The following is an 18,804-nucleotide window of genomic DNA, read 5'->3' as shown; positions in this document are numbered from 1 at the left end:
CTCCGCTGCTGTAGCCCAACACTTATTGGCTATTGCGCTCGAAAGAAGCCGAGCAGCCCAAGCAACCAAACAAAGTATGGCTGCGACGCGCAAACGAAGCAGCTAAGCGGGAATACCCGGCAATAAGCGCAGCTGGCCATTCGACGTTGAGTTCGGCTTGAAAATCGGCAATGAAAAGAGCTTACCGTACAAGCCGTCGCGAGACAGCTTCGGGAAGCTCTTTTTGCGCCATTTCGTTTCAAAACGAGCCTATTTCGTTTTATATCAGACGAATAGGATATTTTTTAGATACAATGTGTATAATATAGAACAAGGAAAGCGATTGCGAAATTGCGACGTTTTGTAACAATTGATGAAAATGTAGCGTTTTCATATTATGATGAAGACAGACAGGTGAAGGAGGGAAAATTAATGAGCATTGGCACCCGCATCGCGTCCCTTCGGGATCAACGCGGATGGACGCAAGAAGAATTATCCTCTTCCCTCGGCATCTCGCGCGCAGCTTTGTCTCACTACGAGAAGAATCGGAGAGAGCCCGACGCCGACACGCTGACCAAGCTCGCCGATTTATTCCAAGTATCCATCGATTATCTTGTCGGACGGACCTTTCAACCGAATATGACGCTGGATACCGAAGTCAGACAATTCGCGGATCAGCTGGAGCTTTCGAACGCCGACCAGCTTCTGGATAAATTCGTTCTGACGATTGACGGTCGACAGCTTACCGCCGACGAAGCGAAGCGCTTCATTGCCTTCATTCGCGCGGAACGCTCCATGAATTAACATCCACTTTGACTAATCGAGTCCGAACCTCGTCCATAAATTAAGAAAAACCTCAAGTCCGCTTGAGGTTTTTCTTATGCATCCGATTAGGAAGACAGCTTTACTTCATCGCTGTCTGTCCATTCCTCAGGCCATCGATCCCGATCTATTCCGAGCTGTATTAAGATTCTATGAATGTCGATCTCAACCGGACGATTCTCCTCGGATGATTCCAAGCGCAGATCCCTCGCCATCTCCGCATCCAAATCCTCTCTCTGGAAAATGATTCCGTATAAACTAAATATATTATAATGGACAGAACTCGCGAAGGGTGTCGACAACTGGGAGTATCAAGTCTTATTTTTGCTGTTTATTTTGTCGATTATCCTGTTTTTATAACGAATCCGACTATCCGGGCGACTCTTTGAATCGATATTCACAGTCCGCTTCCCCCTTTGTTCATCGCAAACATGAGATCTGCATATTGACACCAAATGATTAATGATACAGAATGTATACAAAAATATGCGTTCGATGGGTCGGTGGAAGAATGAAAAATCGGAATGGCGGCAGCCCCGTATTGGCAATCGTTGTCCCCTGCTATAATGAAGAACCTGTCTTATCGATGACCGTGGCCCAGTTGGCCGCAGTGCTCGACAACTTAAAGCTCAAGGAGCTGATTTCGGAAGAAAGCTTCCTTCTTTTCGTCGACGACGGCAGCAAGGACAATACATGGAGCTTGATTGCCCAGCATCAGGCTTCGAGCCGCCACATCGCGGGACTAAAGCTCGCACGCAACGCAGGGCACCAAAAAGCGCTGTGGGCCGGCTTGATGAAAGCGAAAGCGTTCGCCGATTGCGTCGTCTCCATCGATGCGGATTTGCAGGACGATCCCTCTATCATCAGGGACATGGTTATCCACTTCCATGCGGGCTGCGATGTCGTATACGGAGTAAGGGAGAAGCGCAGCACAGATACCTACTTCAAGCGCCAGACGGCCGAATCGTTCTACAAGCTCATGGTCAAGATGGGCGCCAACATCGTCTACAACCATGCGGACTATCGGCTCATGAGCAGAAGGGCGTTGGACAACCTCGAAAAATACGAAGAAAGCAATTTGTTCATAAGAGGATTGGTCCCCATGGTCGGTCTGCGCCATGCCACCGTCTACTACAACCGGGCTGAACGGGCGGCCGGCGAATCCAAGTACCCTCTGAAAAAAATGCTCTCCTTCGCCTTCGACGGAATTACTTCCCTCAGCGTCACTCCCATTCGGATGGTTACTGTGACAGGCTTCATCGTCTTTTTGCTCAGCATCTTCTTCGGCCTGTACGCGCTGATCAGCAAGCTTTCCGGCCACTCCGTGTCGGGCTGGGCTTCCCTTATTTTGTCCATCTGGTTTATCGGGGGCATCCAGCTCATGAGCATCGGTCTGATTGGAGAATACATCGGCAAAGTGTACATCGAGACCAAGCGCCGTCCTCGCTACCATATCGACGCGGAGGCCGGACTAGCTCGAACGGAGCGCGAAGAAGCCTCTGCGGAACAGACAAGTATCGGTTTATCTCCAATGATGAGGTGAGGAAAACCTATGAAAACCGCTGAAGTAAACGTTGGAAGCAGGGCGTCGCTGGGATTGGCTCGAAAGCGCGAAATGCGCTGGTGGGTTTGGCCCGTTCTCGTAAATCTCATTATCCTCGTTGCGGCAACTTACCTTCCTTACTTCAAGTCCGTTGCCAAAGATACGATGGAATTCGGCGATCGAGCCCATTTCTGGTTCCAATGGGACAGCTTATGGTACATGGACATCGCGAACAACGGCTATCAGGACAGAAAAGCGACGGCCTTCTTTCCCTTCCTGCCTTTGCTGATCAGAGTGTTGTCGAACCCTTATCTAGTCCTCCTCGCGAATCAGATTGCTTTCGTATGCTGCCTGCACCTCTTAAAAAAATTTTTCGTCAGAATGAATCTGAATGCGAGTCAAACCCGGACCGCCATATGGCTGTTCGTGCTAAATCCGGCCGCGATATACTACTCTACCTTATATACGGAGCTTTGGACCGTTCTATTCTCCCTCGCGTCCTTGGAAATGGCGGCTCAAAAAAAATGGGGCTGGGCGGCGCTGTTTGCGGCCATTCTATCCTCCACTCGCGCCACTGCGTTAACGTTCGGTTTTTTTCCGCTTGCTCTTCTCGTTTACTCCGTCTTGCGAGCAGATTGGAAAACCTCCTTGAGGGCCTTGCTCTGGGGAGGAAGCCTGCTCATCGGTTTGCTTGCGTACATGACGTACTTAAACGGCAAGTTCGGCGATCCTTTCGCGTTCTCGGCGACGCAATCCAAGGATTGGGATCACTACTGGGTGCTGCCTTGGAAGCAGGTCATCGAGGGCTTGAAAGACGCGATGTCGGGCGGCATACAAATCATGAAGCTCCCGTTGCTTATCGTCTCTTTGCTGTTTGCTTTTTGGGGAGCCGTAACGATCTGGAAAGTTCCCTTTCGCCGCGCTTGGCATAAGTGGGGGCCGTTTTATTCGTTCTCTCAGGCATCCTTCTCACGTTCAGCTTCGGGACCGAGAATTCCCCCATGCACAGCACGTTCCGATATTTGAGCGTATTTTTTCCGGTCTACGCCGCCATTGCCGTTATTCGCACCAAACAGCTGCGCTGGCTTATCGTTGCCGGATTTGCCGGGCTTTCTTTTGCCGGTGCATGGGCTTATACGCATTCCGCATGGTACTTGTGAGCAAAGCGAAGCCTCATAACGAACCTCCGACCGCTATTCAGGCGGACGGAGGTTCGTTTGGCTTCCGGGCGCGATCGGATCAATACACGACGATATCGTCGAAGGTCGCCTCTCCCGAGCTCCTTAAGCCGATTTTGCCGGCCGTCAGCGAGCCGTCCGTTACGCTGATCAAATTATTTCCGTCGACGGCGCCGGACAACGACGCGCCGGACATTCCGAGCTGCAGCTCATACCATTGGCCCGGCGTCACGGCAAAAGCGACGGAGCTCAGCAGAGCGACCGCGCCCCCGGCTTTTTTGTACAGCTTGAGCCGGTTGGCCCCTCCGTCCAGCTGGAGGTAATAGAAATTGTTTCCGTTGGAGTATCGGCCCATCAAGTCAGCGGTAGCGGAGCCTGCCAGCTTGACCTTCGCCTTGACGAGATAGCTGCTCCATGCGGCATTGCCCGCCGTGACGGCCCCGCCTGTCGTTGCGTAAACCTTCTCCGGACTGGCCGGAGCGACGTTCCAGGTGCCCGCAGTCACCGTCCAGCCGTTCGCGTCGCCATCCTCGAACGAATCGGAGAATAACGGCTCCGTCGCGGTTCCCGGCTCTATTGCGTACGCCTTCACCCCGTCGCTCTGAGCTATGCTGACGTTAAAAGCGACTTTGTTGCCCGATTTCGTCGAAGGAACCGGGTTCCCGCCGACCGTAACGGCGACCGTCTGCGCGGTGAAAGCAGCCGGAAGCGTCACCGTGAGAGTACCTCCGCTTCGTCCGGCGATCCGGCCCTCGATCCTGTCCGGGGCGACCGCTTCGGCGCTTGCCCCGAAGTCGCCTCCCGCCCGTTCCAGAACGAGATCGCCGTAGCCGATTGCCGTGCCGTCGAACAGCGCGATCCGCTGCGCCTCGGCGTACCCGATTCTGCCGTTGAACACTACGGAGCCGGAAGAGACGTTCTGCACCGTATCGCTGGCGAACACATACTCGTTGTTTGCGACGATAGCCCCGTAGATTTGGTTCGAGACGGATATCGCTTCAGGCGCAACGAGATGAAACTCGTCTCCGGGCCCGTCTTTGACCGTATAAATCATAGGAGTTTGATCCAACGCCCACGACAGATGGAGAAGGCCATCCACGTTGGTGAGACCCTGCGATGCGCTGCTCCACTTCCATTGAATCGAAGAGGAACCGGTGTAGTGCACGTACTCGATTCGAATTTCGTAGAACTGGTTTGTCGACATCGCGATCGGAGTTGACGTCCCGGCGGCGGTATCGACCGCAAGCGTTCCGTTCACGTAAATCTTCGCTGAATCGCCCGCGCCGACGGTTGCGGAGAACGTGTACGACTCCGAAAATTTCGGCCAAACGAGTCCGGTCCATGCGATGGAATACGTATCGGGGCTTAACGCCGGGTCCGGCAGTCCCGGCCCCCAGCTTCCCGTTCCGGGAAACCGCGAGTTATCGATTCGAGTCGACCGCAAATCCGTGAAATCGGTGTTGTTGTAATATCGCGCCTTCAGCCCGGTCTCCCGGTTCGTCCACTGGAACGCCCCGTTCGCCGCCGCTCCCGATAAGTCGTCGTAGATGCCAATATAATCGCCGCGCACCATCAGAATGCCTCGCGACAAGTACGGAGCGCTGCTGCCGTTGGCGGCCGCGTTGTAATATTGGACTTCGCCGAAGTTGTACAGAATGCCGTCCGCTTTATGGTCGCCAAGCGATTTCCCGTTAAGCTGGAAGAGCGGCAGCTTATTCAGATCGATGTAATCGCCGCTGTCCTCTCCGCCGCTCCAGCTGTATCTCTTGCCCTTCGCCGCGTAATAGACCGCTCCGTTCGTCGAGGGCGACCAGCGATAGCCGGGGCCAGTCAATTGCTGCAAATAGAGAAACGCCTCGTTGGGACCGCCGAAATCGTAGCGCAAAACCGGACCAAAGTCGGTATACACGGTAGATTGAAGCTGCGGATTAACGCCTTGGGCGCCGTTCGTAGCCGACCAGAGCATTTGGCTGCCGAGCAGCGGATCGCTGAGAGCCGCCCGATCCGCCAGCAGCCGATAGATGCCGTCGAATTCGCCGCCGGGATCGCCGCCGCTTGCGTGAGCGCCTACCGGAACGGGCGTACGGAACGATGCCCTCTCGTTCGGGGAGAGCGAATTCATCACCCAGCGCAGCAGCGTCTTGAATCCGGGATGGGCGAATATATCGGTCTGATCGTAGGAGATCAACGACGCTTGCGCCGCCATCATCGGCATAAGCGACGCGTTGGCGTAAGTCGGCAAATTTTCGTACCAGCGGCCGGCCTCCGTACGCTGGCTTGCATTGAATTGCCGCATGTAAGCCGCGAAACATTCATCGTAATCCTGCAAAAACGCAGCTTTCCAAGAGGCGGCATGAGGATGCTCAGGAAACGCTCCCGCCGCCAGCGCTATCGTCTGCTTCACATCCAGATTGAAGTTCGGGTGGCCGCTGAGCATGCTCGTGTGCGGCAAATTGTTGTCCCCGGCAGCCAAATACCCCATAAAGACGAGCAACGACCGCGTCCGCTTCCGTTCGTCGTAGCCCCAATTGCCGCGATTGTACGCATAATCGGAGAAAAGATACCGCGCCGCCCGGCCAAAATTCCCCGTCGGTCCGAGATCGCTGCTGACGTCCCAATATTTGTCCGTCAAATTATAGAACTTCCTGAACGGCGAGAACGAGTACTTGTCGGTCCAGTAATCGTTCGGATCGGCGATCGGCACATTGTTGTAGCCGGGGATGGGAAGCGTCCTGCTTGCGTCTTCCGGGAAATCGAACACCATATCCTTGTACCCGTCAAGGCTGAAATCGGCCAGCTTCTGCCACAGCTTCACGTCCGGCGCCGTTCCCGGCTGCTGTCCGACCGAGGTCGGAATATTCGTCCACGCCGTATCGATCAGCGCGTCCGGCGGCTTGACCATATCGCTCATTCTTCGTCCGGACAGAACCTCCTGGCTTCGCGGAATGACCGATAGCGCCCAATGGCGTTCCGTTCCTTCGATGGAAGCCTCCATGTACTTATCCGTCGCGTTGCTGTAGAACCGCAGGTTTTGCTTGATATAGGCGTTGTAAATTTGGCGGGTTTCCGTCTTCCAGTCTTTCAGGCGATACGTAGCGAACAGAATGGCTTCGGAGCCGGAATCTTTCCAGAACGATGTCGAACGGGCAAGGTTGTTCGAGTTGACCGCGTAAATTCCGAGCTCGTACGGGAGCTTCCCGCTTGAATCCGCTCCTTCCCCGTATAATCCGCTTCTCCCGCCTGACGTCGTCCTGATATATCCGCCGTTCTGCATGACGATGCGGCCATCCGGATCGACTCCGTTCTTGTAGCTGAACCTGAGGAACGCACTGTGGCTGGATAGAAAGCCTTCGTAGGTTTCGTCTACCGTGACGTACTTTTCGCCATGCCTCACTGTCATTTCGGCATTGTAAATACGTCCGTTATTAATCGTATAAGTGACCGTGTATTTGATGAACAAGGGACCTTGCTCGGTGACCCTCCCGTTCAAGCTGCTGACGTTAATTCCCGCCGGAGCGGAGAACGAGCCGCTGCCGATCCACGATCCGGGCTGGCGGGACAGAGCGAGCAGAGGCGCCGGCACCGAAGAGAGCGCCGCGCCATTCAAATTAACGTTGCCATACGGCACTTTGATTTGCTGCTCGTTGCCCGCAATCGTCGCCGTACCGTCTCCGTTATCCGAGAAAGTTACCGGATTGTCGAAGGAGGGCGAGTACGAGCTGTCCCAATCCACCGTATACCGCTTTAAGACCCCAAAATTCAGGCCCGTGCGAAAATAAATCGTAGCGCCGGTCAAAAAGCCCGATCCGTTCAGCGAGACGTTCGCGAGCTGGTAGACGAGCGGACTGCTCTGCCCGTATTGGCGCAGCCGGATATGGTCCGGCGTTACGTTATAGCCTGCGAACGTAAGCGGGTAGCCTATCGTTTCCTCCGGAAACTCGTAAATTCCGAGCGATTCCTTGATGTTGAAGCTGCTCTGCCACCCGCTGCCCGCTACGGTCAACGACTTGAAGTAGTCGTCGTTGTTGAGCGCGTTCGATTCGCCGACGGTTCCTGTCGAATTCACGATCGCTTGAATGTCGAATTTGTAACGAATCGCTGTCCAGGCGGATGTCGCGGTTAAGGTCGCCGTCCCTCCCGGAGCAATAGACGCGGAGTACGGGGCAGTAGAAGCGACGGTCGTCCCGTCGATTTTGAACGCAGCCGTATGGCCGACGCCTTCGGGAGTGGCGGACAACCCGATATTTTTCACGACGGCGCTGAACGTAACGGCATCCCCTTCCTTCGGGTTCGAAGGAGACCACGTAATGTCGGTTGCGATTAAGTCCGCCGCATTGCTGTCCGCGTACACTTCCAGCTCCCCCAGCTGAGCCGACGTACGCGAGGTGTTTCCCGTAAAATAAAGCCGTACGTACCGGGCGGAGGTAGCAGGCAGCGTCACCGTTACAATGTTGCCCGAGGCCACGAGAAAAGGGTACGAAGCGGACGCCACAATATCAAAAAACGTACTATTGTCCGTGCTGCCTTGCACCGTCAGGGTTAGCGTTCGATCCGGAAAATTCGACGGCATCTTCAAAATCAATCGGTTCACGGAGTAGGCATACACCAAATCCACCGTCAAAGATTGCGGCAGCGTATAAACGCTTTCATAGTAGGTTTGCGCGTTGCCGTCGTTAGCCGCGTTAGCGGGGTGGGTTCCGCTTGTAGCCGTTATCGGCTTGTTCAACGCCAGATTACCGGTACTCATAGTGCTCCCCCTCTTCCATTGGATTTCAACCTCTTCCTGCTTGCATCCTATTCAATTGCGAAGCAAAAGGTTAGTCCAACTGCAAAAAAACGTCATGAGTATAAGGAATCGATAACTTATACTTTCCGATATTCGCACAAAACCTCATGAGACAGTCGACTCATGAGGTTTGTTCGCCCGTTATGGATTCCTCGTCGTTCCATCATAAAGGATCGAGCGCGCAGAGGGTGTCGAGCGGCGGAGCTTTGCACGAACTATTTTTCTCCAACTTCTGTCGAAGCCAAGGTAACGGACTCGAATAGGCAAATGATTGTAAAACGGTGGAACCTTATATTGACATCCGAACGACAATGATACAAAATGTATACAAAACCTCAATAGTAAGGTCGGTGTCCATCATGAAGGAACGCTACGAGCAGCTTGACGCTCTTCGAGGGCTTGCGGCATTAACCGTCTTATTCAGCCATCTGGCGATGACCCCTGCGAACGTACCTCCCCTCGTGCATCAGTTCCTGTACCGGGCGTATTCTCCTTTCAGCATTTTGATCAAGGGCCATCAAGCTGTGTTCTTTTTCTTCGTATTAAGCGGCTTCGTTCTGTCCTTGCCTCTCCTTCGCGGTTCGAAGCTCAACTATACGGCTATCTCATCCGTCGGTTTTGCCGAATTTACATCCCTTATATTCTAGCGTTCGGGATCGGCCTGTTTCTGCTCACGAGCGCTCCCAAGTTCACAAGCGCGTCATTGGCGGATATTATCAACAATATGTGGACGCAGGATTTATCGACTAGCGACGTGCTCAACCACGTCTACGGAATCGTAAGCTTCGACTCCCGGCTGGTGAACGGGGTCATCTGGACTCTCGTCCACGAAATGCGCATATCCATCGTCTTCCCTTTTGTCGTGCTGCTTCTAATGAACCTTCGGTGGTACTATTCGATCGTCGCAGCGGTCATATTGTCGGCGGTCGAAGCGCTAAATTTCGTTTTTCATTTTCAAAAGCCGATCGAAGGGCTGGATATCAGTTATTTTGACAGTCTCCATTTCCTGTCGTTCTTCATATTCGGAATGGTTCTCGCCAAGCATCGCCACCAACTGGCGAACAAATTCAGCCAGCTTTCGAGGAACAAAAAAATCGGACTGCTCTTGCTCGGGTTCGTATGCTACAATTACTCCGTTTATCCGCTGCGCGCCATGAAGGAGCTCGGCATCGAGCTTCCGTATCAGTTTATATTCGGCGACTATATTAACGCTGTCGGCATCTGCATTTTCATTACCGCCGCATTGGCTTCAAGAAAGATCGGTTCGCTTCTGACCGGCAGACTGCCGATCTTCCTTGGGAACGTCTCCTACAGCCTCTATTTGTATCACCTGGTGATCATGCTTGCCCTCATCCATCATTTTCTCGGAAAAATATCGCTCGTGTCGCTGCTCGGCATTACGTTGGTATTGTCGCTGCTTGTCGCCTACCTCGGTTACGTGCTCGTCGAGAAGCCGTCCATCGTCCTTGGCAAGAAGCTTACGCAGCGAATAGGCAAGAAGGAAAAGAGAAAGCCTCACAGCACGGCGGCATAAACGTACACAACAAGTCGACTACAGAGCCGCTTGAGCACCGCATGGAGCGATTAGCCCAACTACATTGGGGTACAGAGTCGCTCGAACGCCGCTGAGTGCGAATAGCCCAACTATATTGGGTTGCAGAGTCGCTCGAACGCCGCTGAGTGCGAATAGCCCAACTATATTGGGTTACAGAGTCGCTCGAACGCCGCTGAGTGCGAATAGCCCAACTATATTGGGTTACAAAAAGGACCTCAAACTCCACTTCACAGTGGAATTTGAGGTCCTTGCGTACATAAGACGGGACTTTCCCGGTTCATGCGAACACTTTTGGGACAGTCGCCTTGCTGCTTTGCACATTGCCGTATTAGTTGCCGCCAACGCGGGAAAGATCGCGCATGTTGGCCGTAAAGGCCGCGAGGAGCGCTTCCTGTCCGCTTAGCCCCTGAGACTCGGCTTTGGCGATTTGCTCCATCATCCGTTTGTAATCCTTCGGAATGACTTTGACGAATTTCGCCAGGAAGCCTTCCCAATCGTTCAGGACGCGCTGACCGAGCTCGCTGCCCGTAGCCGCGACGTGCTTCTCGATCATGCCGCGAACTTCCGCGATCTCGGACGCGTCCTCAATACGCTCAAGCGCGACCATCTCGAAGTTGCAGCGGTTCACGAATTGGCCGTCCCAATCGACGACGTAAGCGATCCCGCCGGACATGCCTGCCGCGAAGTTGCGGCCCGTGCGGCCGAGGACGACAACGCGCCCGCCCGTCATATATTCGCAGCCATGGTCGCCCACGCCTTCGACGACAACGTTCACGCCGCTGTTCCGAACCGCAAACCGCTCGCCGGCCACGCCGCGCACGTAAGCTTCGCCGCTCGTCGCGCCGTAGAAGGCGGTGTTGCCGATGATGATGTTGTCTTCGGCCTGGAACTTCGACTTAGCCGAAGGGTAGATGACGATTTTGCCGCCGGATAAGCCTTTGCCGACGTAGTCGTTGGCATCGCCTTCGAGCGTCAAGGTCATCCCGTTCGGCATGAACGCTCCGAACGATTGGCCGGCCGTACCGACAAAATGATACTTGATCGTATCCTCGGGAAGTCCTTCCTTGCCGTAACGCTTCGTCACCTCGTAACCAAGAATCGTACCGACGACGCGGTGCGTGTTCTTGATTTCGAACTTGCCTTCGACAGGCTGCTGACGCTCGAGAGCGGCGGCAGCGGCCGGAACAAGCTCCTGTACGTCAAGCGACAGCTCCAAACCGTGGTTTTGCGACTTCGAGTTGAAGCGCGCGGACCCTTCCGGCAATTCCGGCATATGAAGCAGCGCAGACAAGTCGAGTCCTTGCGTTTTGAAATGGCTGAGAGCTTTCTTCGTGTCGAGGCGATCGACGCGGCCGACCATTTCCTCGATCGTACGGAAGCCGAGCTGCGCCATAATTTCGCGCAATTCTTTCGCCACGAATGTCATGAAGTTGACGGCATGCTCAGGCTCGCCCATGAACTTCTTGCGAAGCTCCGGATTTTGCGTAGCGACGCCGACCGGACAAGTATCGAGCTGACAGACGCGCATCATAATGCAGCCCAGAACGACGAGCGGAGCGGTCGAGAAGCCGTACTCCTCGGCGCCGAGCAAAGCGGCTACCGCCACGTCGCGGCCCGTCATCATTTTGCCGTCGGTCTCGACGACTACGCGGTCGCGCAGGTTGTTCATAATCAACGTCTGATGCGTCTCCGCAAGGCCGAGCTCCCACGGCAAGCCCGCATGGCGGATCGAGCCGATCGGGGATGCCCCCGTGCCGCCGTCGTAGCCGCTGACGAGAATGACATCTGCGCGTCCTTTGGCTACGCCCGCCGCGATCGTCCCAACGCCGACCTCGGAGACGAGCTTGACGTTAATGCGCGCGCTCGGATTGGCGTTCTTCAGATCGTGAATCAATTCCGCAAGGTCTTCGATCGAATAAATATCGTGATGCGGAGGAGGCGAGATCAGCCCGACGCCCGGCGTCGTACCCCGAACTTCGGCTACCCACGGGTACACTTTGCGTCCCATAAGCTGTCCGCCTTCGCCCGGCTTCGCTCCTTGCGCCATCTTGATCTGAATTTCGTCCGCGTTGGACAAGTAGTAGCTCGTAACGCCGAAGCGTCCGGAAGCGACTTGCTTGATCGCGCTGCGGCGGGAATCGCCGTTCGCGTCCGGAATGTAGCGGGCCGGATCTTCTCCGCCTTCGCCGGAGTTCGACTTGCCGCCGATCCGGTTCATCGCGATCGCAAGCGACTCGTGCGCTTCCTTGCTGATCGAGCCGAACGACATGGCGCCTGTCTTGAACCGTTTGAAAATCGATTCGACCGATTCGACTTCTTCGAGCGGCACCGGAGGCTGATCCAGCTTGAAGTCGAGCAGCGAACGGAGCGTCCGCACGTTCTCGTACTCGCCTTGAACGAGAGCCGCGTACTTCTTGTACGTCTCGTAGTTGCCGGTCCGGGTCGCCATCTGCAGCGTATGGATCGTCTGCGGGTTGAACAGATGCTCTTCCCCGTCTTTGCGCCATTGGTAGTCTCCGCCGGAGTCGAGCTCCAGAACGGCGCCTTCCTGCTTGGAGAACGCCCGGTTATGCGCCGACAGCGCTTCTGCCGTAATAACGTCGAGGCCTACGCCCTCGATGCGGGACGGAGTTCCCGTGAAATACTCGTCGATAACGGCTTGGTTCAAGCCGATTGCCTCGAAAATTTGCGCTCCGCGATAGGACTGGATCGTGGATATGCCCATCTTGGACAATACTTTCACGACGCCCTTCGTTGCGGCTTTGATGAAGTTTTTGACCGCTTTTTCATGCGAAATGTTGCGAAGCATGCCTTGGCGGATCAGATCGTCGAGCGTTTCGAACGCGAGGTACGGATTGACCGCGCTCACGCCGTAGCCGAGCAGCAGGGCAAAATGATGCACTTCGCGCGGCTCGCCGGATTCCAGCAAAATGCTGACCTTGGTCCGCGTGCCTTGACGAATCAGGTGGTGGTGCAAGGACGATACCGCCAGCAACGCAGGAATGGCGGCGTTCGCTTCGTCGACTCCGCGGTCGGACAGAATCAGAATGTTATGCCCCTTCGAGATGACGCGGTCGGCCGCCTCGTTAAGCACCTTCAACGCTTGACGCAGCCCTTCCTCGCCTTGGTCGGCCGGGAAGAAGATCGGCAGCGTAATCGACTTGAAGCCCGGACGGTGAACGTGACGAAGCTTCGCGAATTCCTCGTTGGAGAGGAACGGAGTGTACAGACGGATATGACGGCAGCTTTCCGGCTCGGGGTTGAGCAGATTCCGCTCCGGTCCGACCGTCGTGTACGTCGATGTAACGATTTCCTCGCGGATCGCATCGATCGGCGGGTTCGTTACTTGCGCGAACAGCTGCTTGAAGTAGTTGTACAAACGCTGCGGCCGTTCGGACAGAACGGCGAGCGGCGCGTCGTAACCCATGGATGCCAGCGGCTCTCCGCCGGTCAGCGCCATCGGCTCCAAAATTTTGCGAACGTCCTCGAACGAATAACCGAACGCTTGCTGGCGCTGCTGAACCGTCTCGTGATCCGGCTCCGGAAGCTCAAGCGCATCCGGCAAATCTTCGAGATCGACCAGATGATCGTCCAGCCATTCGCGGTACGGATGCTCGGAGACGATCGATTTCTTCAGCTCCTCATCGGAGATGATGCGGCCCTGCTTCGTATCGACTAGCAGCATCCGGCCCGGACGAAGACGGTCCTTCAGCACGATATCCTCGGGCGGAAGCTCGATAACGCCGGCTTCGGACGCCATGATGATGATATCGTCCTTCGTAACGTAATAACGGGCCGGACGAAGTCCGTTCCGGTCGAGAACGGCGCCGATTTGAACGCCGTCGGTGAAGCCCATCGCGGCCGGACCGTCCCATGGCTCCATCAATGTGGCGTGATATTCGTAGAACGCTTTTTTGTCCGGATCCATAAGCTCGTCGTTCTGCCAAGGCTCGGGCACCATCATCATGGCGCAATGAGCAAGCGAGCGGCCGGCCAAGTACATGAATTCGAACGTGTTGTCGAATTTGCCCGTATCGGACAAATCGTCGTTAATAACCGGCGTAACCTTCTTCAGATCGTCGCCGAACAGCTCGGAGGCGAACAGAGTCTGACGCGCATGCATCCAGTTCTCGTTGCCGCGCAAAGTGTTGATCTCGCCGTTGTGGATCATATAGTGGAAAGGATGCGCGCGTTCCCAGCTCGGGAACGTATTCGTCGAGAAGCGCGAGTGAACGAGAGCCATCGCCGTTACCAGCTTCGGATCGTGCAGCTCCGTGTAGAAATGACCGACTTGCTCGGTCGTCAGCATCCCTTTGTAGACGATCTTCCTGCTCGACAAGCTGGAGAAGTAGAACGATTCCCCGCCCACGATTCCCGAGTAGCGAATCGCCTGCTCGGCGCGCTTGCGGATGACATACAGCTTGCGCTCGAATGCCAGCTCGTCAGTCAACGCGGCCGCGCGTGCTATGAACGCTTGACGGACGTATGGCTTAACTCGTACAGCGGAGGCGCCCAGCGTGCTGTCGTCGGTAGGAACGGTACGCCAGCCCAGCAGCGTCTGTCCTTCCTCCTCGACGATCGCGGCGAACTTCTCTTCGTGCTCACGGCGGACGGCTTCGTCCTGGGTGAAGAAGACCATGCCTACGGCGTACTGGCCCTCTTCGGGGAGCGCAAAGCCGAGCTTGGATACTTCTTCGGACAGGAACGCATGCGGAATCTGCAGCATAATACCGGCGCCGTCGCCGGAATTCGGCTCGCTTCCTTGGCCGCCGCGGTGTTCCATGTTAATGAGCAAAGTAAGCGCCTGCTCCACGATTTCATGCGACTTCCGGCCCTTGATGTGTGCGACAAACCCCATGCCGCAAGCGTCGCGCTCATACTGCGGGTCGTACATCCCTTGCTTTGGGGGCAAACCATGGATCATTTCTTTCATAAAAAGCAACCTTTCTATAAACGAAGTTTGGTAAGATCGCTTGCTAAGACTTCAAATCCCGACCGATATGGCCTAGAATAGAGAGAACGGCTCGATTTTCGCGTCGAAATCCCGACCGAACATCTGAATTTCCGAACGTTCTACGTCGAAAATTCATATTTATTCATTTTTATTATTATGTTATTTTAACACCGACGCGAGACGAATGGCAATTTAAAATTTTTTATGGCGCCGATAAGGAAACGTTTGTAGCTTCGTGCGCCAAGAGACGGAGAATGAACGATGATCATGAAAAAGAAAAGCGCGCTTGCTCTCTGCGCGGCCGTAATGTTCGCTTTCGCGGCTATTCCGGCGGCAGCCGGAGCGGAAGGCGCGAAGCCTGTCGACGACTACCGCATCGTAGCGGTCGGCGATTCGCTGACCGTCGGTTACCAGCACGGAATGACGGAAACCTCTATTCCTTACGGGTATGTAGACCGCATCTACGAGCAAGCCTTGTTCCATGGCCGCTCGGAGCTTGGGAACTACGGCATACTCGGCCTGAAGACTCCCGGCCTCATCAAGCTGCTGGACGGCGCGGCGGCCGGAACGCCGCTCAAGGTCGACGACTTGGAAAATTATTCGAAAGACGAGAACGCGCGGATTATCGCCCAAGCCGATTCCGTCGCGAAGAAGACCCCCGCTCTGAAAGAAGATTTGGCAAAAGCGGATCTCGTCGTTCTTACGATCGGCGCGAACGATATGACCAGCTTCCTCCGCTCCGTCATCTCGCTGCCGGCCGCGGACGCCAAGAAAAAAATCGACAGCGAAATCGACGCATTGCTGAATAATTATGCAACGAATGTAAAGACGGCGCTGACGAAGCTTCAAAGCCTTGCGCCCAACGCCCGCTTTGTCATGGCGGATCAATACTTGCCGTTGCCGCGAATGCAATACGCATGGTCCGATAATACGGAAATATACGATTATTTGTATCCGAACGTCGTCTCCAAGCTGACGAACGCGGTAGACAATCTCGCCGCGACGCTGCGGCAGGAAGGCGTCGATATAACGGCCGTCCACATCGCGGATAAATTCAAAGGACACGAAGGCGATTGGACATACGTGCTGACGTCGACCGAAAGAGACATCCACCCGAACAAAGACGGCTACCAAGCAATGGCAGAGTCCTATGCGGATGCGATCTGGCACGAATATCGCAAGCCAGCTGCGCTCGCCGCGAACGTCCCGATTTCGGTCATCGTTAACGGCAAGGAGCTTAATAGCGAATACAAGCCGGCATTGGTCAACAGCAGAACCTATTTGGCGCTGCGGGACGTAACCGAAAACCTCGGAATGGAGCTGCAATGGATCGCGAAGACAAAGACGGCCGTCCTAACCAAGCCCGGTCACGTCGTATCGATCACAGCGGGCGAGTCGACAATGACGGTCAACGGAGTCAAACAGCCGATTCCCGTCGCAGCCTTCATGAAAAAATTCAATAACGAATCGAAGATGTACGTCCCTCTGGCCATTGTCGCCCAAGCGATCGACTACCAGGTCGTCTACCGTCAAACCTTGAAAGCGGCATTCATCAATTCGTAACCCGCAATCGTTCTTATCGATTCAGTATACCCCGTTTCACAAACAAAACCTCGCGGCCGACGGCCGCGAGGTTTTGTTTCGTTCTGTGCTTCCCGTTATCCCTTCTTCACGGTTACTCGAACGGTTACGTTCTTGCCTCCGAACGAACCCTTCAAGGTCGCAGAGCCTTTGGCAATCGCCAGCACCGTTCCTCCGGTCACTTTGGCCACATTGCCGTTGGAGTTCGACCAGCTTACGGCGCTTGTCACATCAACGGTTTTGCCGTTCTCGTAAGTTGCGGTAACCTTGACGGTGCCGGAAGCGCCGGAAGTCAGCTTGAGCGAAGTCGGCGAGGCCGTAAGCTTCGTCAGCTTGGCGGCTACGGTGAATGGAATTTCGAGCGCTTTGCCTTGAATCGTTGCAGTCAGCTTGCCGCTTCCTTCTGCAAGGCCCTTTACGGACGCTCCCTTGATGGAAATAAGCTCTTCGGAGGAAGGTATCCATGTAATGCGGCTGCCGATGGACACTTTCTTGCCGGAAACCGTCGTAGCCGTTACTTTAATCGTCTGCGAAGCTTTGAGGCCTAACGCGAGCGAAGAGGGCTCCACTTTGATCGTTTGGAACTTCTCTTCGACAACCGTCTTGATCGATACGGTCTTCCCGAGATAGGTTCCCGTCAACGTAGCCGTCGCTGGCTGAAGTCCTTTGATCTTCGTCGCCTTGACGAGAAGATTGGTGCTGGACGACTTCCAGGTTACTTCGGACGTTATGACTTTTTCTTCCCCGTCGGCGTAGATGACCGTAACGGCCGGGAAAGCCGCCTCGGTACCCGTTACGATACTGATGTTCGTCGTATCCGCATAGAGGGAATGTATTTTCTTATGAACGGTCACTTCGATTTGATCGGTCTTGACCTGGCCTTCTTCGTTCTCGACCAGAGCCAGCAGCGTGGCTGTTCCCGCTTTTAAAGCTTTCCATTTGCCGGTCTCGTCGACGGTCAGAACCGTCTCGCTGCCGGACTTCCATTGCACGAGCTTCGTCAAATCGACCGGATCGCCCGAGACGGCCACTCCGTTGACTTGCGGCAGCTCGACGGTGTCGCCTTCGAATGCGTCAAGCTTGTCCGGCACCACGTCGACAGATTCGATCGTCGGGAATACGGTGACCGTCAACGACTTGCTTACGCCGAGATAGCTCGCCGTAATTTGCGTCGTACCGACGCCCCTTGGCTTGACCGTCACCACTCCCGCAGCATCGGTTCCAACCGAGGCGACGAGCAGATTGCCGCTCTTCCATTCGGCCTGCGCCGTCTTGTCCTCGGCTTGCGCCGAGCCTTTCACTACGGAAGCCGTTACTTTAACCGGCTCCGCGTTGAACGAGAGATTCAGCGGCTTCTCGGAAGCGAGCTTCATCGCCTCGTAAGGCGTTAATACGTAGAACGTCACGGCATCCTTAACGCCGTTCAAAGTCGCGGTAACGGTCGCCGTACCGGAGCCGACCGCAGTTGCAAGCCCGTTCTTGTCCACCTTGACGACGGCGCTGTTGCTGCTCGTCCAAGCGGCCTTCGTCTCCAGATCGGATTCCGTCGAATCGTCATCCGTTCTGACCGCCGACAGCGAGAATTGGACCGGGTCGTCCCCGACATTCAAATCGACGATTCCGGATTCGATCTTGGGCGACACGATGCTTATTTCGGAGTAAGGGGCTTTTACCGTCAGCGTAACCGAATCGGAGCGGCCCTTGTACTTCGCGGTAATTTTCGTCGTTCCCGCAGCGACAAGGGTAACCTCGCCGTTTTCCACGGTTGCGACGCTCGCAGAGGAGCTCGTCCATACGGCATCCTCCGATACGTCCTCCGAGGTGTCGGCATTAACGGCCGTGAGCGTCAGCTCGTCGCCGAGCCACACCGTCCTCCCTACCCCGGCATTGGCTCCGTCAACTTCCAGTTGAAGCTCGCTCAAGCTGTAGCTGGCATCTACGATAATGGATGCGCTGAATGTTTTGTATTTGGCGGTAATGGATACGCCGGAGACGGCTCCGGTCGCGCTGAGAACGCCTTTGTCCACCTTGACGAGACTCGACGACGACGCCCAGGTCGCAAGAGACGTTACGTTCTGCGGCGTGCTCGTCTCCTTGAAGTTGGCCCATAGCGTGAGCGACTTCGTTCCATCCTCGACGGAAAGCTGGACGGGATTGGACGATACGGCTCCGAAGGCGATGCTCTCCACCGTATCCTCTGCGGAGACGTAGGCAGCGCCCGAGCCGCCGATCAGAACGGCAACGAGAAAGGAGGCGAGGAATCGAGTCAGAAAAGAGCTGCGACGGGTTACGGACGGCTTCGTCCCGGTCTGTAACGTTACGTTCGTTGATTTCATCTTGTTCGCGTATCCTCCGAAAGAAAGTGATAAAAATAACTATACCTTCTCTTATTAACGGCTCCTCGGA

At 55.2% G+C, this 18,804-nt stretch carries 10 protein-coding genes; 7 read left to right on the top strand and 3 right to left on the bottom strand.

Translation table 11 applies throughout. The features are described from left to right. The first annotated feature begins 411 nt into the window (after window positions 1-411). The 4 genes from D3H35_RS09520 (at window position 412) to D3H35_RS30675 (ending at window position 3,504) form a co-directional block, all read left to right on the top strand. The gene (locus D3H35_RS09520; RefSeq protein ID WP_119148852.1) at window positions 412-783 is read left to right on the top strand and encodes a helix-turn-helix domain-containing protein; all 372 of its coding nucleotides are present in this window, start codon (window positions 412-414) and stop codon (window positions 781-783) included. Between the two features lie 529 nt (window positions 784-1,312). Next, the gene (locus tag D3H35_RS09515) at window positions 1,313-2,344 is read left to right on the top strand and encodes a glycosyltransferase family 2 protein (protein ID WP_119148851.1); all 1,032 of its coding nucleotides are present in this window, start codon (window positions 1,313-1,315) and stop codon (window positions 2,342-2,344) included. A gap of 9 nt (window positions 2,345-2,353) precedes the next feature. Beyond that, window positions 2,354-3,370: a mannosyltransferase family protein gene (locus D3H35_RS09510; RefSeq protein WP_119148850.1), complete on the top strand. Its 1,017-nt coding sequence runs from the start codon at window positions 2,354-2,356 to the stop codon at window positions 3,368-3,370. Beyond that, window positions 3,346-3,504, top strand: a complete 159-nt coding sequence (locus D3H35_RS30675; RefSeq protein WP_158594028.1) for a hypothetical protein — start codon at window positions 3,346-3,348, stop codon at window positions 3,502-3,504. Before D3H35_RS09510 ends, D3H35_RS30675 begins: the two co-directional genes overlap by 25 nt. A 79-nt stretch (window positions 3,505-3,583) precedes the next feature. Here D3H35_RS30675 and D3H35_RS09505 read toward each other — a convergent pair whose 3' ends face one another. Further along, window positions 3,584-8,269: a discoidin domain-containing protein gene (locus D3H35_RS09505; RefSeq protein WP_119148849.1), complete on the bottom strand. Its 4,686-nt coding sequence runs from the start codon at window positions 8,267-8,269 to the stop codon at window positions 3,584-3,586. A 398-nt stretch (window positions 8,270-8,667) separates the two neighbouring features. Between D3H35_RS09505 and D3H35_RS33440 the strand changes: the two genes are divergently transcribed. After that, window positions 8,668-8,955, top strand: coding sequence for an acyltransferase family protein (locus D3H35_RS33440; protein ID WP_158594027.1), 288 nt, complete (start codon window positions 8,668-8,670; stop codon window positions 8,953-8,955). Then, entirely contained in the window at window positions 8,850-9,842 is a 993-nt protein-coding gene (locus D3H35_RS09495) for an acyltransferase family protein (protein ID WP_119148847.1), read from the top strand. The genes D3H35_RS33440 and D3H35_RS09495 overlap by 106 nt, the downstream gene beginning before the upstream one ends. A gap of 349 nt (window positions 9,843-10,191) precedes the next feature. On the opposite strand, the gene gltB is transcribed toward D3H35_RS09495, so the two are convergent. Continuing rightward, entirely contained in the window at window positions 10,192-14,796 is a 4,605-nt protein-coding gene (gene gltB / locus D3H35_RS09490; RefSeq protein ID WP_119148846.1) for a glutamate synthase large subunit, read from the bottom strand. A 288-nt stretch (window positions 14,797-15,084) separates the two neighbouring features. On the opposite strand from gltB, the gene D3H35_RS09485 reads away from it, so the two are divergent. Beyond that, window positions 15,085-16,380 (top strand): stalk domain-containing protein, encoded by a 1,296-nt coding sequence (locus D3H35_RS09485; RefSeq protein ID WP_158594026.1) that lies wholly within the window; start codon window positions 15,085-15,087, stop codon window positions 16,378-16,380. Window positions 16,381-16,475: 95 nt separating this feature from the next. Here D3H35_RS09485 and D3H35_RS09480 read toward each other — a convergent pair whose 3' ends face one another. Further along, the gene (locus D3H35_RS09480; protein ID WP_119148844.1) at window positions 16,476-18,734 is read right to left on the bottom strand and encodes an Ig-like domain-containing protein; all 2,259 of its coding nucleotides are present in this window, start codon (window positions 18,732-18,734) and stop codon (window positions 16,476-16,478) included. Window positions 18,735-18,804: the final 70 nt, after the last annotated feature.

This window comes from Cohnella faecalis (assembly GCF_003570905.1).
In the GTDB taxonomy this organism is placed as follows: Bacteria; Bacillota; Bacilli; order Paenibacillales; family Paenibacillaceae; genus Cohnella; species Cohnella faecalis.
Note: the sequence above shows the minus strand (reverse complement) of the source record. Positions and strands in the feature narration are given on the sequence as shown.